This window comes from Roseovarius sp. YIN77 (assembly GCF_057219155.1).
The window spans coordinates 1-19304 of record NZ_JBXVVI010000019.1; the positions used below are offsets into that span (position 1 = coordinate 1).

General features: G+C 56.7%; 19 protein-coding genes. 5 read left to right on the forward strand and 14 right to left on the reverse strand.

Features of this window, described 5'->3' with window-relative positions; genetic code table 11:
• Positions 1–105: 105 nt before the first annotated feature.
• On the reverse strand, positions 106–381 hold the full coding sequence (locus AC2D8P_RS13835; protein ID WP_484703376.1) for a hypothetical protein: 276 nt from the start codon (positions 379–381) through the stop codon (positions 106–108).
• 75 nt (positions 382–456) lie between these two features.
• Here AC2D8P_RS13835 and lepA point away from each other — a divergent pair, with 75 nt between their 5' ends.
• Both lepA and AC2D8P_RS13845 read left to right on the forward strand, forming a co-directional pair.
• Positions 457–2253, forward strand: coding sequence for a translation elongation factor 4 (gene lepA / locus AC2D8P_RS13840; RefSeq protein WP_484703377.1), 1797 nt, complete (start codon positions 457–459; stop codon positions 2251–2253).
• A gap of 92 nt (positions 2254–2345) precedes the next feature.
• Positions 2346–3023, forward strand: a complete 678-nt coding sequence (locus AC2D8P_RS13845; RefSeq protein WP_484703378.1) for a hypothetical protein — start codon at positions 2346–2348, stop codon at positions 3021–3023.
• 42 nt (positions 3024–3065) lie between these two features.
• Here the strand turns inward: AC2D8P_RS13845 and AC2D8P_RS13850 are convergent, their stop codons facing one another.
• Positions 3066–3470 carry a hypothetical protein gene (locus AC2D8P_RS13850; RefSeq protein ID WP_484703379.1) on the reverse strand — a complete coding sequence of 135 codons (405 nt, stop codon included), beginning with the start codon at positions 3468–3470 and terminating at the stop codon, positions 3066–3068.
• A gap of 33 nt (positions 3471–3503) precedes the next feature.
• Here AC2D8P_RS13850 and AC2D8P_RS13855 point away from each other — a divergent pair, with 33 nt between their 5' ends.
• The gene (locus AC2D8P_RS13855; protein ID WP_484703380.1) at positions 3504–3818 is read left to right on the forward strand and encodes a TraR/DksA family transcriptional regulator; all 315 of its coding nucleotides are present in this window, start codon (positions 3504–3506) and stop codon (positions 3816–3818) included.
• Between the two features lie 7 nt (positions 3819–3825).
• Here AC2D8P_RS13855 and AC2D8P_RS13860 read toward each other — a convergent pair whose 3' ends face one another.
• The 3 genes from AC2D8P_RS13860 to AC2D8P_RS13870 all read right to left on the reverse strand — a co-directional run bounded on the left by AC2D8P_RS13860 (position 3826) and on the right by AC2D8P_RS13870 (position 8071).
• Entirely contained in the window at positions 3826–3963 is a 138-nt protein-coding gene (locus tag AC2D8P_RS13860; protein ID WP_484703381.1) for a hypothetical protein, read from the reverse strand.
• Positions 3964–4034: 71 nt separating this feature from the next.
• On the reverse strand, positions 4035–6530 hold the full coding sequence (locus AC2D8P_RS13865) for a GcvT family protein (RefSeq protein WP_484703382.1): 2496 nt from the start codon (positions 6528–6530) through the stop codon (positions 4035–4037).
• A gap of 17 nt (positions 6531–6547) precedes the next feature.
• Entirely contained in the window at positions 6548–8071 is a 1524-nt protein-coding gene (locus tag AC2D8P_RS13870) for a trimethylamine methyltransferase family protein (protein ID WP_484703383.1), read from the reverse strand.
• A gap of 105 nt (positions 8072–8176) precedes the next feature.
• Here AC2D8P_RS13870 and AC2D8P_RS13875 point away from each other — a divergent pair, with 105 nt between their 5' ends.
• Positions 8177–9085: a LysR substrate-binding domain-containing protein gene (locus AC2D8P_RS13875; RefSeq protein WP_484703384.1), complete on the forward strand. Its 909-nt coding sequence runs from the start codon at positions 8177–8179 to the stop codon at positions 9083–9085.
• A gap of 22 nt (positions 9086–9107) precedes the next feature.
• On the opposite strand, the gene speB is transcribed toward AC2D8P_RS13875, so the two are convergent.
• The 8 genes from speB to iolC all read right to left on the reverse strand — a co-directional run bounded on the left by speB (position 9108) and on the right by iolC (position 16784).
• A complete protein-coding gene (speB, locus tag AC2D8P_RS13880; protein ID WP_484703385.1) occupies positions 9108–10067 on the reverse strand; it encodes an agmatinase in 960 nt (319 codons plus the stop codon).
• A 175-nt stretch (positions 10068–10242) separates the two neighbouring features.
• Positions 10243–10689 carry a putative quinol monooxygenase gene (locus tag AC2D8P_RS13885; protein WP_484703386.1) on the reverse strand — a complete coding sequence of 149 codons (447 nt, stop codon included), beginning with the start codon at positions 10687–10689 and terminating at the stop codon, positions 10243–10245.
• 34 nt (positions 10690–10723) lie between these two features.
• Positions 10724–11146, reverse strand: coding sequence for an SRPBCC family protein (locus tag AC2D8P_RS13890; RefSeq protein WP_484703387.1), 423 nt, complete (start codon positions 11144–11146; stop codon positions 10724–10726).
• A gap of 113 nt (positions 11147–11259) precedes the next feature.
• Positions 11260–12789, reverse strand: a complete 1530-nt coding sequence (locus tag AC2D8P_RS13895; protein ID WP_484703388.1) for an HD domain-containing phosphohydrolase — start codon at positions 12787–12789, stop codon at positions 11260–11262.
• 150 nt (positions 12790–12939) lie between these two features.
• On the reverse strand, positions 12940–14109 hold the full coding sequence (locus AC2D8P_RS13900) for a Gfo/Idh/MocA family protein (protein ID WP_484703390.1): 1170 nt from the start codon (positions 14107–14109) through the stop codon (positions 12940–12942).
• 21 nt (positions 14110–14130) lie between these two features.
• On the reverse strand, positions 14131–14961 hold the full coding sequence (locus AC2D8P_RS13905) for a class II fructose-bisphosphate aldolase (protein WP_484703391.1): 831 nt from the start codon (positions 14959–14961) through the stop codon (positions 14131–14133).
• A complete protein-coding gene (locus AC2D8P_RS13910) occupies positions 14958–15794 on the reverse strand; it encodes a 5-deoxy-glucuronate isomerase (protein WP_484703392.1) in 837 nt (278 codons plus the stop codon). Before AC2D8P_RS13910 ends, AC2D8P_RS13905 begins: the two co-directional genes overlap by 4 nt.
• A 9-nt stretch (positions 15795–15803) precedes the next feature.
• Positions 15804–16784: a 5-dehydro-2-deoxygluconokinase gene (gene iolC / locus AC2D8P_RS13915; RefSeq protein ID WP_484703393.1), complete on the reverse strand. Its 981-nt coding sequence runs from the start codon at positions 16782–16784 to the stop codon at positions 15804–15806.
• Between the two features lie 284 nt (positions 16785–17068).
• Between iolC and AC2D8P_RS13920 the strand changes: the two genes are divergently transcribed.
• Positions 17069–18226, forward strand: coding sequence for a Gfo/Idh/MocA family protein (locus AC2D8P_RS13920; protein WP_484703394.1), 1158 nt, complete (start codon positions 17069–17071; stop codon positions 18224–18226).
• Positions 18227–18247: 21 nt separating this feature from the next.
• Here the strand turns inward: AC2D8P_RS13920 and AC2D8P_RS13925 are convergent, their stop codons facing one another.
• Entirely contained in the window at positions 18248–19246 is a 999-nt protein-coding gene (locus AC2D8P_RS13925) for a LacI family DNA-binding transcriptional regulator (protein WP_484703395.1), read from the reverse strand.
• Positions 19247–19304: the final 58 nt, after the last annotated feature.

Below are 19304 nucleotides of genomic sequence, written 5' to 3' on the forward strand. Positions count from 1 at the left end.
GCCCGGTTCGCACCAGCGCGACCATTTGATCCCTGAATTCCGCAGGGTACGGGTTCCTCGTTCTCGGCATGAAAAACATTCTCCTTCATCGATAAAAAGTGTCCATCAAACCGGGGGAACTCCAAACGCTTTCTCTGCGACAGTATCAGCGATTACTTCTAGTTCGCTTTCATGTGTATTCAGATATACTCCCGCAACTACTAGCGCCCGCAGCAAATGAGCTAATTGCAAGTCGATTGAACGTTTAGGAACAGAGTCGAATGCGACGAATGGTAGAACCCGCATTGCCGACCTAAACTCAATCAATGTCAGTTCATCTTCTTCGAGTCGTTCAAGCAGTCCTATTATCTTTACGTCATCCATTGTTTTTATACTTTTCATCTCCATCGCTGGATCATCAGTGAGTGACTCTTCCCACCTTGACCAAACCCCAAAACCCTTCCATATCCCGCAGTCATGACAGACCTCGCACATATCCGCAATTTCTCGATCGTGGCGCATATTGACCACGGGAAATCGACGCTCGCTGACCGGCTGATTCAGGAAACTGGAACAGTCAAGGATCGCGACATGAAGGAACAGCTCCTCGACTCCATGGATCTGGAGCGCGAACGCGGGATCACCATCAAGGCCAACACGGTGCGCATCGATTACACCGCCGATGACGGGCAGGATTATGTGCTGAACCTGATCGACACGCCGGGCCACGTCGATTTCGCCTATGAGGTCTCCCGCTCCATGCGCGCGGTTGAGGGATCGCTCTTGGTCGTCGACAGCACCCAAGGGGTGGAGGCCCAGACGCTCGCCAATGTCTATCAGGCCATCGAGGCCGATCATGAGATCGTGCCGGTTCTGAACAAGATCGACCTGCCCGCCACCGATTGCGACCGTGTCGCCGAACAGATCGAGGATGTGATTGGCATTGACGCCACCGGCGCCATCCGTGTGTCGGCCAAGACCGGTGTCGGCATCCACGAAACGCTAGAGGCGATCGTCACCCAACTCCCCGCCCCCACCGGCGACCGCACGGCCCCGCTAAAGGCGATGCTGGTCGACAGCTGGTATGACGCCTATCTGGGCGTTGTGGTACTGGTCCGGATCATGGACGGCGTGTTGAAAAAGGGCGACCGCATCAAGATGATGCAAACTAACGCGATCTACGGCGTGGACCGCATCGGTGTCTTCCGCCCGCAGATGGACGTTATCAGCGAACTGGGCCCGGGCGAGATCGGCTTTATCACCGCCTCGATCAAACAGGTGCGCGACACCAAGGTCGGCGACACGATCACGCATGAGAAAAAGGGCGCGACAGTCCCCCTGCCGGGCTTTAACCCCTCTCAACCCGTGGTCTTCTGTGGTCTCTTCCCCGTGGACAATGCCGAGTTCGAGGACCTGCGCGACGCCATCGAAAAACTGGCCCTGAATGACGCGTCGTTCAGCCATGAAATGGAAACCTCTGCCGCGTTGGGCTTTGGCTTTCGCTGCGGGTTCTTGGGTCTTCTGCACCTCGAAGTCATCCGCGACCGGATTGAGCGCGAATACGGGATCGACCTGATCACCACCGCGCCCTCGGTCATCTATCACATCCACATGCGGGATGGGTCGATGATGGAGCTTCACAACCCCGCCGACATGCCCGACCTGACCCATGTGGATCATCTGGAGGAGCCGCGCATCAAGGCCACGATCATGGTGCCCGATGAATATCTGGGCGACGTACTGAAACTGTGCCAGGATCGCCGCGGCATCCAGTTGGACCTGACCTATGCGGGCAGCCGCGCCATGGTGGTCTATGATCTGCCCCTGAACGAGGTGGTGTTTGATTTCTATGATCGCCTGAAATCAGTGACCAAGGGCTATGCCAGCTTTGACTACAACCTCGAAGGGTATCGTCAGGACAACCTGGTCAAGATGCAGGTGCTGGTGAACGAGGAACCAGTGGATGCCCTGTCAACCATGGTGCACCGCGACCGGGCTGAGATGCGCGGCCGCGCGATGGTGGAAAAGCTGAAAGAACTGATCCCCCGCCACATGTTCAAAATCCCGATTCAAGCGGCCATCGGCGGCAAGGTGATTGCCCGAGAGACGCTATCGGCCATGCGCAAAGACGTGACCGCGAAATGCTATGGCGGCGACGCCACGCGGAAACGGAAACTGCTGGACAAGCAAAAAGCTGGGAAGAAAAAGATGCGCCAGTTCGGGAAAGTCGATATCCCGCAGGAAGCGTTTATTAATGCGTTGAAGATGGAGTGAGGGGATTCGACTTCACTTTGTTCCAAAAAATTTTTGTGCTTAAGTAGTTGTTAGCCGTTGAAAAAACCATTTTGATCCCTCAAGCTGATCGAATGAATGGAGAAGCTCAGTTTTATCAATTCCTTCAGCAAAATCGTATTCGTTTGGCAGAACTGCGAGCAGATACAGACTACGCGCGAGCTGTTATATATGTGAACAGCGCGATTGAGGCCGCAGAACAATTTGAAATTCAGATCTCAGGGCTATCCAAACTCCAAGTGCGCAGCATCAGGTTAACCGAATACGATAAGGAAATGATATTCGATCATCTGTTTCGGTTGGAACAATTTGTAACCGAATTACAGTCCCGTAACATCTTCATAATCGATGGAAATCTTCGGCGTGATTTCGTGCATTTAGACGAAGATTGGCGTGCAAGGGCGACCACTTATCTTGGCCACATTAGAAAATGCGTCCAGGAAGCTGAAGTTGAAGAGTTGTTGAGAGAAAGCATATTAAGAAAACTCAACACCCTCCAATCTGAGGTAGACAGAAACCGCGCGCATATTCACACATTTTCTGAAACGTTCTTAGTGCTAACAAACGCTGTTTCGGAAGGTGCTAAAAAACTTGATCCAGCTGTGAAGTTAATTGAGAGAATTGCTGGAGCAGTGTACGGACTCCAAAAGATTGAGAACGAAGATCAAAAAAAACAGCTACCACCTCCTGAGCGGCTAGGGCTACCAGAGCCAGAAACTGATGAAGAGAGTGAGAAAAAAGATCGTTCATAGCTCTGCTTGCCCATTTCTACATCAAATGTTTGAGCCTTCTACTTAGAGATCCACCCCCGCCCGGCATCGCCGGGCCGCGCCGACCCGCCCCATGGGCGGCGCGATTGCGCCACCCCGGGTCGGTCGCGGCCCTCTGTTGCACCGTCCCAACGCCGACCGTTCGTCTGATGGAAACGGTGCCGGGCTGAAGCCCGGCCTACGCGCCCATCCGTAGAGCGGGGTTTCACCCCGCCAATTCCGGCTCCGATCCGGCTCCAACATGGTGGAGTGAAACCCCACCCTACGGCCAAATCCCCATTCGTTAACGCGCCCGGCCCCCTCGCCCCACTCACCGTCGCAATACCGATAAAATACCGACGTAATACCGACGTGCCATTTGGCGTTAACGATTGCGCCGCGGGCCCGGGCTTGACCCATGTCAAAGCCGCGTGCCCTAATAGCCCTCACACTCCCTCTGACGACCGATAAAGGAGACACGGAATGGATATCGCCAAATATGAGGCGGCGCTGAGGGCGCGGCGGGATGAACTGGCCGGGCACCTGATGAAGGTCGAACACAGCCTGGATGAAACCCCGTCCAAAGACTGGGAAGATCGGTCGTCGGAACGTCAGGGGGACGAGGTTTTAGAAAGCCTTGGCCATGTTGAACTGGCCGAATTGCGCCGGATTGATGCCGCGCTCAACCGGATTGCAGAGGGCAGCTATGGCGAATGCGCAAAATGCAGCGACGATATCTCTCAGGCGCGTCTAGACCTACTGCCCGACACACCGTTTTGCAAGAATTGTGCGGTATAACAGAGGCTTAGATCAACCCGTCATCCCCATCGCGGCGTTCCAAGACCTCGTCCGTGATCACCACGGCACCTGCCCCCACGGCCACGGCGCAGCCTGACAGCGCGGTGACAGCGATCAGGGCGGTCAGCCATCCAAATTTACGCATGCTCGTTCCTCCTCGACCCCCGTATAGCAGGGCGGAACCCGCGCGTCAGCCAGCAAGTTCGGCCGGGGGGATCAGCACAGGATTTTCTGCCGCTTCGGATCATAGGGCGTGCCCATGGTGACGCGGGCGGTGCAGGTGTCGCCAAAGCTTTGCACCGTCAATTCGACCCCGGTTTTTGCCAGCTCTGTCGGCAGATAGGCCAGCGCAATGGGCTGTCCCAGCGAATAAGCAAAGTTGCCTGACGTGGTCTGCGCCACAACGCGCCCGTCATGCATCACCGCCTCCCCTCCAAACACAGTCAGCGGTTCGTCCAGCAACAGCGCCGCCAGCTTGCGCGACGGGCCAGTTTCACGTTGTTTTTCAAGCGCTTCCCGCCCCAGAAAATCCCCCTTATCCCAATCAATCAAGAAGCCCAATCCGGCCTCGATCGGGGTATAATCGGAATTGATGTCCGACCCCCAGGCGACAAACCGTTTTTCCAACCGCAGGCTGTCGACCGCGTAGTAACCCATGTTGATCAAGCCTTGGGGCGCCCCCGCCGCCATGAGGGTTTCATAGGCGTATTCCAGATATTCGGTCGGGATATACAGCTCCCATCCCAGTTCGCCGACATAGGTCACACGGTAGGCCAGTGCCGGGGCATAGCCCACGCGGATGTCCTGCGCAGACATGAAGGGGAAGGCATCATGACCAAGATCACTATCGGTCAGGGTTTGCAGGATATCGCGCGCCTTCGGTCCCTGAATGTTCAACACACCATAGGCAGAACTGATATCGCGGATTGTTATCTGCGGATCATTCACATGTGTTGACCTTGTCCATTGTTCGCCCTGTGACTGCCAGATTGGCGCACGCTGTTGTTGAAAGTTCGCAAGATTCCGGTCGATCCAGTTGCGATCCCGAATGCCCAGGGCAGAGCCGGTGATCAGCCAAAAGCAATCCTCGGCGCATCTGATGATAGTGACATCAGCCTCTATCCCGCCACGCTCATTACACAGCTGCGTATAGACCGCACCCCCCACGGGTTTATCAATGTTAGCGACCGCCAGATATTGAAGAAAGTCACAGGATTTCGGGCCAGCGATTTCAAACTTGGTGAATGAGGTCATGTCGGTGACAACCGCAGCCTCCCGCGCTGCGCGGTGTTCGCGGCCAACCGTTTCGGCCTGCCCCGGACGGTTCCAGCCGAATTGTGGTGTGGGTGGGATATCGCCATGGGCAAACCAGTTGGCCCGTTCCCAGCCGAATTTTGATCCCATCACAGCGCCCTGGTCCTTCAGAGCCCGGTAAAGCGGCGATCGGCGTACACCCCGGGCGCTGTCCAGCTCCTCCCCCGGCCAGTGGATGTGATAGTATTTGGTGTAACTTTCCACAGCCCGGTCGTGCAGGAATTTCTGCCCCGATTGCAACGGACCGAAGCGCCGGATGTCAAACGCCCAGAGGTCGAGGCCCGGATCGCCCTCCAACAGCCAGTTGGCCGCGGCCTTGCCAACCCCACCAGAGGCCGCAATACCCGACGTAAAGGCACAGGCGGCAAAGAAATTGTCCAGCCCCGGCACTGGACCCATGACCGGCTCCCCATCCGGCGAAATCGGGATCGGGCCGTTGACGATGGTGCGTACACCCAGATCGTTGATCAGGGGCAGGCGGTGGGCGGCGGGCAAAAACACCTCTTCCAGCCGATCCATATTGGCATCAAACAGATGCCGGGCATTTTCCCATGGAAAGCCGTCGCGCGGGTTCACGGTGTCGGTCGTCAGTTCCCATCCGCCAATGGCCAAGGCACCCGGTTCTGGTTTGGCGTAATAGCGCCCGTCCGGATCGCGGAAAGCTGGCAGATTATCGGGTATCTCCGGCGTCTTTTCGGTAACAAAATATTGGTGCTGCACAACACCTGCGGGCAGGTCGACACCCGCCATCCAGCCCAGTTGCCGCGCCCAGAGGCCCGCCGCATTGACCACAATGTCGGCCTCGATCGTGCCGTTATCTGTCACCACATGGCTGATCCGGTTGCCCTGCCGGACCAGATCGGTAACCATCACCTGTTCACACACCCGGCCCCCATATTTGCGGATGCCTTTGGCATAGGCCTGGGTCAGGGAATAGGGATCGACATGGCCGTCCTCGGGGATGAACGCCGCGCCAACCAGATCATCGACCTGCATCAGCGGATAGATATCCTTTGCCTCTTTGGGGGAGAGGATATCCATGTCAAACCCGACCGCCCGGGCAGACGAATGCGATTTCAACAGCTCCAGCCAGCGATCCTGCGTGGACGCGATGCGCATGGAGCCGACCTTTTTCCAACCGATGGCCTGTCCGGTATCTGCCTCCAGCGTATCAAACAGACGCACGGAATCGTTCATCAGGCTCATCAGGTTTTGCTGCGACCTAAACTGGCCAACCAGCCCCGCCGCATGCCAGGTCGCACCCTCTGTCAGCCGGGTTTTTTCCAGAAGGACAACATCGGTTTCACCCGCTTTGGCCAGATGATAGGCGATGGAGGTGCCGATCGCACCGCCTCCAATGACGACAATGCGTGCCGCGGAAGGAAGAGTATTGGTCATTTTGATATCCTGTCAGATCAGGCGCGGACCTTACGGCGGCGGCTGGTGCGGCGTTCACGGGTTGCGGATTTGTGTCCGACATCAAGATGCTGCCAACCCTCGGGCAGAGAACTGTCGCCGGCGACAATGCCGGGGAAATAGGCCTTGATCCGGGCATCAGCCTCTGCCGTCAGGGCAGCAGGGTTGGGCTGGCGGGCAAGAATGCCCATGGATTTGTTCAAGGCGCGCTGATGGATGGTGGAGGAACCCTCCTCCTCCCATGTTTCACGCAATTGACGATCGGCGAGTTCCGGCATGAACGTGCCAGATAGCATCCGTTCCAGCGTCATGGGTGAATCTGCAAAGATACCCGCGGGACCGATACGTTTGATGTCTTCCAGACCCAGCTCTGCCTCGCTGAACTCTACCCCGCCGCGCACAACCTTGATCATCTTGGCGATCTCGTTGTCGATGGCGAGTTGGCCGAAATCAAGCGACATCAGCGCATCCAAAAGCCCCCCCATGACGACAAAATTCACGCCCGACAGCGCCCCCAGCAGGGGTGACATACCCTTTTCAAAGCCTGCCTGCGCGTCAGAGACTTTGGAATTGGTCAGGCCCAGATAACCCCCAGCCGGAGCGTTATAGCGCCGCGCCATCTGACAGACGATGGAATTCATCATGCCGACCTCAATCGCGCCGGGGGCATAGGCCCCATCCCGTAGATCAGCAAAGACCGGCAGGAAGTTATAGATCAGTTCGGTTCCCGCCCGCGACATCTGCGCCAGACACATGGTGGCCAACCATTCGGCATTGACCATGGTCATCATGCCGGGCAACGACAGCGGCGTATTGATGCCCCCCATTGGGGCCACGGTGCCATAAGCGGTGACACCGTTTTCGGCAAAGAACATCAGGTTTTCGGTACTGTCGAAATCCATGGTCAGCGGCGTCACGATGGAACAGTAGCCAAAGTTGATAAAGGGACGTTCCCAAAACGCATCCTTGTCGCCTGCAATCAGTTCACCCAGTTTCAGGATTTGCTTTGCCTCATCAACACTGACGACAGAGGTACGCACCGGTTTCAGGCAGTTTTTCAGCGCCGGATAAAAGCGTGACAGGTTGAAATGCCCCTCTGGCGCGTCATCGGCGAGGACAGAGATAGAGAAGACGTCAAAGCCATCCAGCTCATTCACGATATGCCCTAAACGGGCAATATCGGCAGAAGTTGCCCGCCGGGTGATGCCGGTCACCGGGTCGACGATATCAGGGGCCGAGCTGGCCGTTGCCACCACCGGTAATTTGCGCGGAAAGGTCACATCAAATTTCGGATCGCGCCCACGCAGGGTGATGGTTGGTGGCACCAGTTTCAGATAACGCATCACCACATCTGACGGTATCCGCACCCGTTCATTGGCCTCATCCACGATGGCCCCATGTTCGGCAAACCGGTTGCGGGCCTTTTGGTTTCGAACCAGCAGGCCGACCTCTTCTAGGATCTCCAGAGAGGCCTCGTGAATTCGATCTAGTGCGCTGTCTTCGAGGAAAGAAAAATACTGCATGCTGACGCTCCCTGTATTTCCGTTGAAAGGTGCGCGATTGCCCTCTTGCGGTCAAACGAGCTTTCATGCATGTTCGCATTAGAAAACCTTATGTGAATAACTCTTATGCCACGCCGCCCGCGCCTGAATTACCTCCGCGCCTTTGACGCGTCAGCGCGATTCCTGAGTTTTTCGCTGGCAGCACAAGAACTTAACCTAACCCAAGCAGCGATCAGTCAGCAGATCAAACATCTGGAGGACGCGCTGGGGACAACGCTGTTCGTGCGCCACAATCGATCTTTGACCCTCAGCGAATCCGGCAGGGCCTATTATCAGGTGGTCCGCGAAGTCCTGGATCGTTTGGACACTGTGACAGACCAGCTGTTTCCAGACGCACAAAAGGCCATTGTCACCGTGCATTGTACGCCATCAATTGCGACCATATGGCTTGCCCCGCGCCTGCGGGATTTTCACTGTCAGCACCCTGAGATCGAGGTGCATTTGCGAACCACAGACAGTCTGCCCCCCCAATATCGCGGTCAGGGCAATGATCTGGAAATCTTCCGGCTAGCCAATGACGCCAAGCCCGATGATACGATGGATAAATTGTGGGATGCGCAGATTATTCCTGTCTGTTCGCCGGACTTTCTGGCGCGATACGGGCCCTTTCGGTCACCCGAACATTTGTGCGAGCAGGAATTGATTCACACGCTGGGCTATGAAAACGACTGGCACCGTTGGGCACGGGTATTTGCCCGGCCGGACATAGAGCTGAGATCTGGGTTTTCGGTGGATGGCTTGTTGATCTCGATCGAGGCAGCCTGCCGGAGCGAAGGCATAATCTTGGGCCGCAGACCACTGATCGATGGATATTTGCAGGATGGGCGCCTGACCGAAGCCCTGCCCGGCAATCTGGGACTATCATCCGGGTATTTCATTCGATCTTCGGCGCCAGCGGCGGGCCGACGATCCACCAGAATTCTGGCCAACTGGATTGTAGAACAAGCCCGCACAGCCCAACGGCAAACAGTGTAAGGCAAGATTTATCGGTGTCCGTTCAGTTTGATCGGTTATGCAAAATCCGCCCGATCAGGTTCATTAACACCTGCGCGGCCAGAACCGCGGTAGATCCTGTTTGGTCATAATCCGGCGCCACCTCGACCAGATCGATGCCAACAATGTCGCCGCGCTTGGTCAAACCGTCCAGAAATTCCAACACCTCGTAATAGATAAATCCGCCATGGCTGGGCGTTCCCGTCCCCGGCGCGATGGATGGATCAAACGCATCAATGTCGATGGTCACGTAATAGCGTTTTCCTGCAGGCACTCGTTCCAACACGCCCTCGACCCCCAGCTTGCGCAGATGCCGGACCGACAAGATATCAGACCCCATCTCGCGCGCCTGTTCGTACCCCTCCTTGGCCGTTGACGACACATTGCGGATACCCAGCTGTGTCAGTCCCGTCACATAGGGCTTCTCCGCCGCGCGGCGCATCGGATTGCCATGGCCGTAACGCACGCCGTGGCGTTCATCGACAAAATCCAGATGCGCATCGATCTGGACCACATGGATCGGGTCCTGATCATCAAAGGCATTGATGCAGGGGATATTGATAGAATGGTCGCCACCGATCACCACCGGCAGGGCGCCTGACTTCAGGATCGCGCGAACGCCCACCTCGATATTGGCATGGCTTTGCATCGTGTCGGTGTGGATGATGTCTGCATCACCAATGTCGACAATTTTGGTGCTTTCGGCTGGCAAGTAGGTGACATCATCCTCAAAATCATAGGCCCCGCCATGACCGAAGGAAAAAAGCGTTGAGGCCTCCCGCACCGACCTTGGCCCAAACCGGGCACCGGACCGCCACTGACAGCCAAAATCAAACGGGGCGCCCAGAACGGCAACATCGGCATCAATGACATCCCAATCCTGAACATAGTCCCCCTTGGCAAAGGTGCAGATCCCGACAAAGGGCAAATTCAGCCGCCCACCTTCATATCCATGCGTGCCCATTGGTGCGTCTCCCCCATCTGATTGATTGTTTTGTCAACGCTACCGCAGTGCAGCAGGTTGGGAAACCATAAGATGCGGGTGCGGCCGCCTAGCGGGCACAGTCAAAAACAGGCCCCAATAGGGGCCTGTTCAGGATCATGTGAGTGGTGGTGGAAATCAGAGGGTTCGCGGCGATCTACCGTTCAAACCCGCCAACTTGGTCATAAAATGTTGCGCCAAATCCTGCGAGCCCTTCACGAACGCCGCCCTCTGCCGGGCCAAAAACAATCAGGCCGGTGGGCGTGACCGCAGTCAGGAAGCGTTCGGCAAAATTGGCGCCAAAATTGCCCAGATGGATACCGGCATCCTCGTTGGTTTCATAGCGTTCCAGAATTTGCACCGTGTCGCCATTGCGCAGCCATTCATAGGTTTTGGCTCCGGTCTCTTCGCGGGTTGCACCGACCATTTCAGCCATCAATGCGTTAAAGGCCTCATTCTGCCCTTCATTCACGGCAACGGTCAAAACCCAGGTGATATCGTCAGAGGCATCGTTGTGCCCATCGGCCAGGGCCGGCTGTGTCAGGGAACCAGCAACAATTGCCGCGGCGAAAGCGGTGGTTTTCAAAGTGTTCATCAGCATCATTTCGTTTCCTTCTTTGTCCTTCGTAATTTTGAAATCAGTGGAATTTCTGCGCCAACAGACCCAGCAGGCCCGCATATAGGGGGTCACCCGCCCCGACGATGTCGCCCTTGGAATTGGCCCAATCCGACGACCATTCCACAAAGGATTGCCCCGTCGCCGTCACCGGCGTAACCCGTGCCTGACCGATGTAGCCTTCGAGCATGTCTTTGCTGAACACATCTGGCCCATCATCGATGGAATAGCTAAAGCAGCGTGCCTCATCGTCGAAACTTTGCAGGGTTTCGCGGATAGCACCGTTGATCATGCGCACGGCGCCGACCTCTGTCCCGCTTTTGCCATTTTCGGATGTCACGCTTTCGACAATTCCTTCGGCCCAGCTCATGTCGTTGAAATTCCTCAACGTGGCCCAAACCTGATCGGCGGGGGCATCAACGATGATCGAATTGTAAAGTGGCATCATGTCTTCCTTTCACTGTCCCGAAGACGGTGGATGTCTTCGTTAGTAAAAGGTGCCAGAGCCGGACCTCCCCATGTATCGGGAGGACTCCCTATTTTTTGCGGGAAATATCCCTAATCCATGACAATGCCATGTTCCATAGCGAACAAAGCCAGGGCCGGGCGGGCGCGAATATCGGTTTTGTTATAGATATTCTGGATGTGGTGATCGGCGGTTTTGGGCGAAATTCCAAGCGCCTCGGCAAGCTCTGCCGTGGTTTCTGACTTTGCCAATCGCGCCAGAACCTGTGCCTCTCGCCGGGTCAGGCCACAGGGCAAGGCGGCCTGAGCATCCCGAACCGTATGGCCCGCTGCTTGCAGAACGGCGGTTACGGCGGACAGAACAAACCTGCGCTCTTTTGCGTCTTTTGTCAGATGCTCGGCAGCGGCCTCTGCCGTCAACGCTGCGCGCCCAGGTACCGCGTGTGTCAGTTCATCATATTCATTCGCGGCAGCAAGGATATTGCAAGCCAGATCAGACATCGGTGCGCGTCGGTGATAGCCCGATCCATCGGCGCGCTCATGTGCGCAAGAGGCAACATCGGCCCATTCCCGAAAGGGGTTGCCATGAGACAGAAAGAACAGCGTCTGAAAGGTATGACGCTCCATCTCCAACCTTTCGGACACTGACAGGGATGTCGACTTGTTCCAGATCCGGTTGGAAATCGCGCATTTCCCGATGTCATGGACAAGTGCCGCCAGCCGCAGATTGACTGCGTCTTCCTTGGGCAGTTTCGCGATCTGCGCCGCCTGTGCAGCAAGCCCGGCCACCCGGCGGGAATGGCTGCGGAATGTGGGTGCCTTTTGATCGGTCATATCTGCGGCGATCTCTGCCAGAGCTTCGCGGCATTTGGGGGTCAAGCTCACCGGGTCCCCAGGTTCTGCATTGATGAAAGCCTCAAATTCTGGTGTACGGCGGGCAGCCTTGAATACCTCGTCGGCATGTTCCAGAAACTTTGCCCCCAAATCAGGGTCCAACTCATGACCCAGCTTTGCGGCGATTACCGCTTTGGCGCGAGTCGTGTTTTCCATGCGCCGGATAAATTCCGCCAATTCGGTGATCCGCACCAACCGCGAGAGGTACGGCACATCGGCGCCGCCAAATGGCAACACCTTTTTATCCCAGCGGGCATAGTAATATGGGATACACTCCAACACAGTCTGCGACAGGGGCAACCGGCTGGCCAATAAAAACGACTGGCGGCAATGGGCAGCTGTGAAATCAGGGGCCGCTTCGGGCAGGATATCGCACACATAGTCAAAGGCCGCATTGCGGTCTTCTTCCTCTGCCTCCAGCGCCACGAATTCGTTCAGGTATTTTTTCAAGTCGTTGCGATCCGCCCAATCCCCAAACATCGTGGCCACGGCAAAACCCTGATCATCGCCCATCGACATCATACCGGTTTCGAAACTGGTGATCGTGCAGCCGATAAACCGGACAAGCGCCAGAAAATACGCATCTTTCTGTGTGCTCAAGTCATCGCCCATACGTTTGGAAAACTCTGCCGCCACAATCGCCGCGGTCAGGCCAGACCCTTTCGGCCGCCCGGTGGCGGCATCAGCCGCCATAGCCAATACGCCAAGCCCCTCGGAAATTGCTGTCATTGCCGTCCCTCAAAGTGCATGTCAGGTGACAGATGTCGGATTAAAACCGGTCACCATGACTGCACATACCCATCCTGTAGGAGAGGTTATGCCGATCCGGGTCGTAACTGCAAGATTTCTAGTGGATTTCGGGGTTTAGGACACGTGCGGTTACACGACCGGCATATCCACCCAGTCATTGATCTGGTTTGATCGCAACGCTGCAGTCACGAAACACATGCCCGACACGCCATCGCGTAGCATCGGCGGCGACATCGCATCCGCAGACCGCACAACACCGTCGCGATGTGACATGATCGCCTCTGCAAATTCCAGATACAGATTGGCCCAGGCATCACTCAGCGCCTCTGGGTGGCCGCGCGGCATGCGAACCAGACGTTCGGCCTGGGGCAACATCCCCGAACAGTGCCCGCGTGTCAAGGTTTGCGCCGGCTGACCCACTTGCAAGAACTGCAGAACCTCTGGCTCTTCGGCATTCCAATCCAACAATGCCTTGGTCCCCGCCACACGAATACGCAACCCGCACTGGGTGCCCGCCATCGCCTGACTGACCATCAGCGTGCCGGGCACTCCGCCGGTCAGGCGCAATTGGACAAAGGCTGTGTCCTCCATCGATTTGGCCGCCCCCGTGACATGCAGATCGGCGCGGACGGCCTCGACCTCCAGCCCGCTGACGAAACGCGCCATATGTTCGGCATGGGTACCAATATCGGCCAATGTCAGGCTGGGCCCGTTCATGTCCTGATTGAACCGCCACGGGGCGTCGCCCCCGGCGTCGGTCACATCGATGGCCCAGTCCTGAAAATATTCCACATGGACCTGACGAACATCCCCCAACATGCCCGCCGCCACCATCGCCCGCGCTTGCCGGACCATGGCATGCGCCGAATAGGGGTAAGTCACCCCATAGATCAGCCCGGTTTCCGACTGCATTTGGATCAGATCTTCGACCTCTTCCAGATGCGCAGTCAGGGGCTTTTCTGAAATCACGTGAATGCCTTGGGCCATGAACGCCTTTGCCACCGGCGCATGGAGCGCATTTGGCGTGACAATCGCAACAGCGTCGATACCATCGGCGCGCGCGGCTTCCGCTTGTGCCATTTGCTGATAGTCGGGATAGCTGCGCGCAGGGTCCAGAAACCATTCCGCCGCCAATTCCAACGCATAGCCCGGGTTCGACGACAACGCACCCGCCACCAGATCCCAACGATCCGACAGCCGGGCACCATTGGCGTGAACACGCCCGATCAGCCCCCGACCACCCCCAACAAGACCAAGGCGAAGGCGACGCGAGAAACCGGAATTGTCATTCACTGTCATGTCTGTTCCCTTCGGTCTGCTCTATGCGGCTTTGAATGCCCGCAAGACTTGCCGTGTGGCGGCCACCAGCGGATCATGGGTTTCCTTCAGTATCTGCACGCGGTCAAACCGGTCCGGGTCACGATTCACGGCCTCCCGCATTGCATTGCCAAAGGCCATGCGCAGCTCTGTTCCGATGTTGAACTTGCAGATATTCGATCCCCGCGCCAACGCGGTGCGCTGCGCCACCGGCACCCCCGATCCACCATGAATGACCAATGGGATATCCGTCACAGCCTCGATCGCGCGAATGCGGGGTTCGTCCAGTCCACCCTCTTTGTCCTGTTGCAAATGCACGTTGCCGACAGAAATCGCCATGGCATCCACCCCGCTTTCACGGGCAAAGGTCGCGGCCTGATCCGGGTCAGTACCGTTGGACCCTTCGCCGCCGGAATATCCGACAAACCCGATCTCCCCCTCGCAGGATATTCCGGCCGCATGGGCCATTTCTGCGATACGGGCGGTTTCATCAATGTTTTGGCTCAGGGGCTTGCGAGAGCCGTCAAACATCAACGAGGTAAAGCCACTATCCAGCGCCTCTTTGCATTCTTCAAACGTATATCCATGATCCAGATGCGCGACGACAGGGACAGAGGCGTTTTCGGCCAGATACCGGAACATCTTCCCCAGGATCGGCAGCGGCGTATGCGCCCGGCAAGACGGGCCCGCCTGCAGGATGACAGGCACATCTTCGGCCTCCGCCGCGGCCACATAGGCGCGCATGTCCTCCCACCCCAAGGTCACCAGGCCAGCCACTGCATATCCGCCGTGTAGGGCGGGTTTCACAACATCCGATAGGGTAGCCAATGTCATTTGAACTTCGCAATCATATCTTTGATCCCAGGAATGGTTTCCAATTGCGCGGCGTGGGTCGGTTGGAAATATTGGACAAGGCTGCGCTGCGTCAGACCACCCAGAATAGTAAAATAATACATCTCATACCCCGGCAGAACGCAGCAGGGGTGATAGCCTTTGTCGATCAGCACGGTGGAGCCATTGACAATGTGATAGGCGTCGCCGGGTTCATTATCGACACGCTGAAGCATTTGCAGCCCCGATCCGTAATCCGGGCGAAAGCGAAAATTGTAGCATTCATCATGGCGGGTTTCCTGCGGCAGACGTTCGGTGTCATGTTTATGACTGGGAAAACCAGACCACCCCCCCGCGCCCACGGCATAAAGCTCACTGACCAGCAAGCGGCCGACCCGGTCATGGTGTTTTTGACCCAAAATATGTTTTATTTTGCGATGGGTTTTCGTGTCGTCCGATCCGTATTGCACCAGATCATGTTCACGCACATCAAACGGATCAAGCACCTTGTCATACCGCGCCCCGGCGATGAACACCTCTGCCATTTCAGACACACACACCATCTGTGCCTTGGCCCCGCTAGGCACATATGCCCCTTCTGGATCACCATCCCAGACATCGACGCCGCGTTTGCCTAATGCAGAAAAACACACGCCTTCGATATCCACATCCACCGTGCCGGTCGCGGGGAGGATACAGGTTTCATAGCCAGGCACCTGATACTCGAACGCATCACCGCGTTTCAGCTTGACGATATTGAAATAGACCAACGGCACATGGGCATCATCGGCATCCACGATGGCCTTATTTTGATTGTCAAAAGGGGCGATATGCATGATGCGTCCTTAAACGTCAGTGGGACCAGGGTGAGAGGACAGGAATTGATCCAGTTGCGCCGTCGTGGGCATCGCAGGCGCGCATCCGGGTTTTGACACCACAATCGCCGCGCAAGCTGACCCGCGCAAAACCGCCTCTTGCATGTCGCGCCCTTCCGCCAAGCCGGCCAAAAGACCCGCCATAAAACTATCCCCGGCGCCGTTGGGTTTGACGGCTGTGACCGGATAGATGCCGGTGCGGTGTTCCTCTCCACCTGCGAGGGTGATCGCGCCCTCAGAGCCCATCTTGTAAATCACGATCCGGCCCTCATCGGCCAATGCGCGGGCCTTGTCCAAACCTTTGTCCAGACCACCGGCCATAAAACCGAATTCCTCGTCATTGCCGACGATCAGGTCGCTCTCATCGCCAGCACGCGACAGAACCTCTGCCGCGACTTCAGCTGAAGGCCAGGAATAGGGCCGGTAATCTATGTCAAAAATCACCGGCAAACCGTGAGTGCGCGCGTGTTCAAAGGCCCGAAACGTGGCGCTGCGTGACGGTTCCGCGGCAAAAACAGTGCCCGCCGTGATCAGTGCGCCATAGTCGCCATAAGACACCTGATCCATGTCGTGATCCGTGACCTGAAAATCGGCGGCCCCATTGCGATAGATGACGTTCTGGAAATCCTCAACCGTGCTTTCGTAGACGGCAAGTGATGTCCGTGCCTCCCCTCCGACGGCGCGGACATAGCGGGTGTCGACGCCATAGTGGTGGAGGCGATTGACGCAAAACCGGCCAATCGCATCATCAGAGACCGATGTCACAAGGGCCGCTTCCGCCCCGAACTTGCACAAGCCTGCACAGATATTGGCAGAGGACCCGCCAAGATCGGCATGAAAAGTGTCTGCAAGTTCGCTTTTGACGCCAACCGGGGCCGCGTACATATCCATTCCGGCCCGACCAAACACGACAAATTTGTTTTTCCGGATACCATCCAGGACTGCGTTCATGGGGTGCTCTCAGATTTATTGACATTGGCGCGCGCGATTGGGCCTTGCACGCACCCTTCCTCAAGGATACAAATTTTGCAACCGGTTGCAATTAAAAATTTGACGTGCAATCGTTTGAAAAGCTGATTCAGGTCCCAAACCAATTGTCGGCGGTTGCATTTTCAATCCAACCTTCGGCAGGAATGCGGGTGTCAATTTACCCGCGGGCGATCAGATTTGGCTTGAACACTAAACGGGCCTGTCGGGGCCGTTTGGCTTTGATCTGATCGGACGGGAGGGTTTTCATGTCCAAGCTAAAATGGGGCATGATCGGCGGCGGCGAAGGCAGCCAGATCGGACCAGCGCACCGTTTGGGAGCTGGATTGGATGACGCGTTCGAATTTGTCGCGGGCGCCCTGGACCACCGGCCAGAGGCCGGACGGGATTATGGGCAGCGTCTGGGTCTTGCTGCGGACCGGTCTTATGGTGATTGGCAGGAAATGCTGGCGGGCGAAACCGCGCGTGACGATCGGATCGACATCGTCACCGTCGCAACCCCGAATGATACCCATTTTAAAATCACCAAGGCCTTTCTTCAGTCCGGGTTTCATGTCTTTTGCGAAAAGCCGATGACGATGACGGTGGAAGAAGGCGAAGAGATTGTCAGTCTGGCAAAATCATCCGGTAAGATATGCGCCGTGAATTACGGCTATTCGGGCTATTCGCTAGTGCGGCATATGCGGGCCATGGTGGCACGGGGCGATCTGGGTCAGATCCGATTGGTCAAGGCAGAGTTTGCGCATGGCCATCACGCCGATGCTGCTGACGCCGACAATCCGCGCGTGCGCTGGCGCTATGATCCGGCACAGGCGGGCGTATCGGCCCAGTTTGCCGATTGCGGAATCCATGCGCTTCACATGGCCAGTTTTGTCATCGGGCAAGAGGTTAAAACTCTGTCGGCTGACACCGTTTCCTGCATCCCAAGCCGGGTTCTGGAAGACGACGCCATGGTCAACATGCGCTTTGATGGTGGGGCTGTGGGGCGCCTTTGGACAAGCTCTATCGCGATTGGCAGGCAACATGGCCTGACGCTACAGGTGTTTGGCGAAAAGGGCGGGTTGCGCTGGGCCCAGGAACATCCCAACCAGCTGCACTGGATGCCGTTGGGTGGGCGATTGCAAGTGATCGAACGTGGGGAGCCGAACCTGTCGCCAGAAGCCGACCGAACCAGCCGCGTCACCATCGGCCATGCCGAGGGGATGCCCCTGGCCTTTGCCAACATCTACATGGACCTGGCAGAGGCAATTCGCGCTGAAAAACAAGGGCGATCGATGAACCCAGCCGCCAATCTGTATCCCCGTGCCGAGGACGGATTAAGGTCAATGGCTGCTGTCTATGCTGTCGCCGAAAGTGGGCGCAAGAACGGGGGCTGGGTTGATGCCCGTCCACCCATGTTCCGCTAAGCGACAGACAAGGGCGGCTGCCTAAGCGCTGCGCAGCGTGCCCCGTTCGATCAACCGGGTCGAGAATGTCCGGTTTTCGGGGTAAAACTCACTCTCACTTTGCAGGATCGCAGAGATCAGATCGACCGAGGACGAGACAATCTTGTCGATCGGTTGCTGCAATGTCGTCAGATTGATACTGTCCCAGGCGGCCATTTCGATATCATCAATTCCCAGAATACCGACATCATCAGGCACACGCAGACCGTGGCTTTCCAAGGCTGACATGGCCCCAATGGCGATCATGTCTGCGGCGCAGAAATACGCTTGTGCTCGTCCAGCATCCAACATCTTCATCATGATGGCGCGACCGGCAGCATAAGAGTAGTCATCCGCAAATTCGGCATCAAATGTTAACTCGGGGTGCCGGCCCATCGCCTGCGCGAATCCGTTGTAGCGATCCAGGCTAGAGGTCGCGCGCTTTGGCCCGCCAACAAACCCTATATGGCGGTAGCCCCGGTCAATCAGGATATTGGCGGCCTTTTCTGCTGCGGCCACATCATCTACACCCACGACGTTTTCTTCCAGGTGGTCAGAAAACCGGGTGAACGAATAGACCACCGGCAGGCGCACCTTTTTGAACGACTCAATCAGTTGCGGATCCACAGTGGCAGAAGCAACAATGACACCGTCTACAGAATATTGACGCAACATCTGCGCGGCCCGGTCGGGATCATCCTGATCAGACACGTTGACCAGCAAAGGTCGCAAGCCACGTTTCTGCAGTTCGGACGTGAACCGATCAAACGCATGCAAAAAGAAGGTGTTGGTAAAGTTATCTGCCACCAGGCCAATCAGTTTCGTGCGTCGCGTTGTTAAACTACGGGCCAGAAAATTCGGCTGATATCCCAGATCGGCGGCGGCTTTTTCGACCTTGCGCCGCATCTTGGCAGAAACGGACGCCCCATCGGTAAATGTTCGCGACACAGCAGACCGGGAAACACCGGCGCGCTCTGCGACATCTTTCAGGGTTACGACCATATTCTGTCTGCTCTTGTTCTTGGGCAGCCTTCTCTTAGACGAAATTTCACTGCCTTGC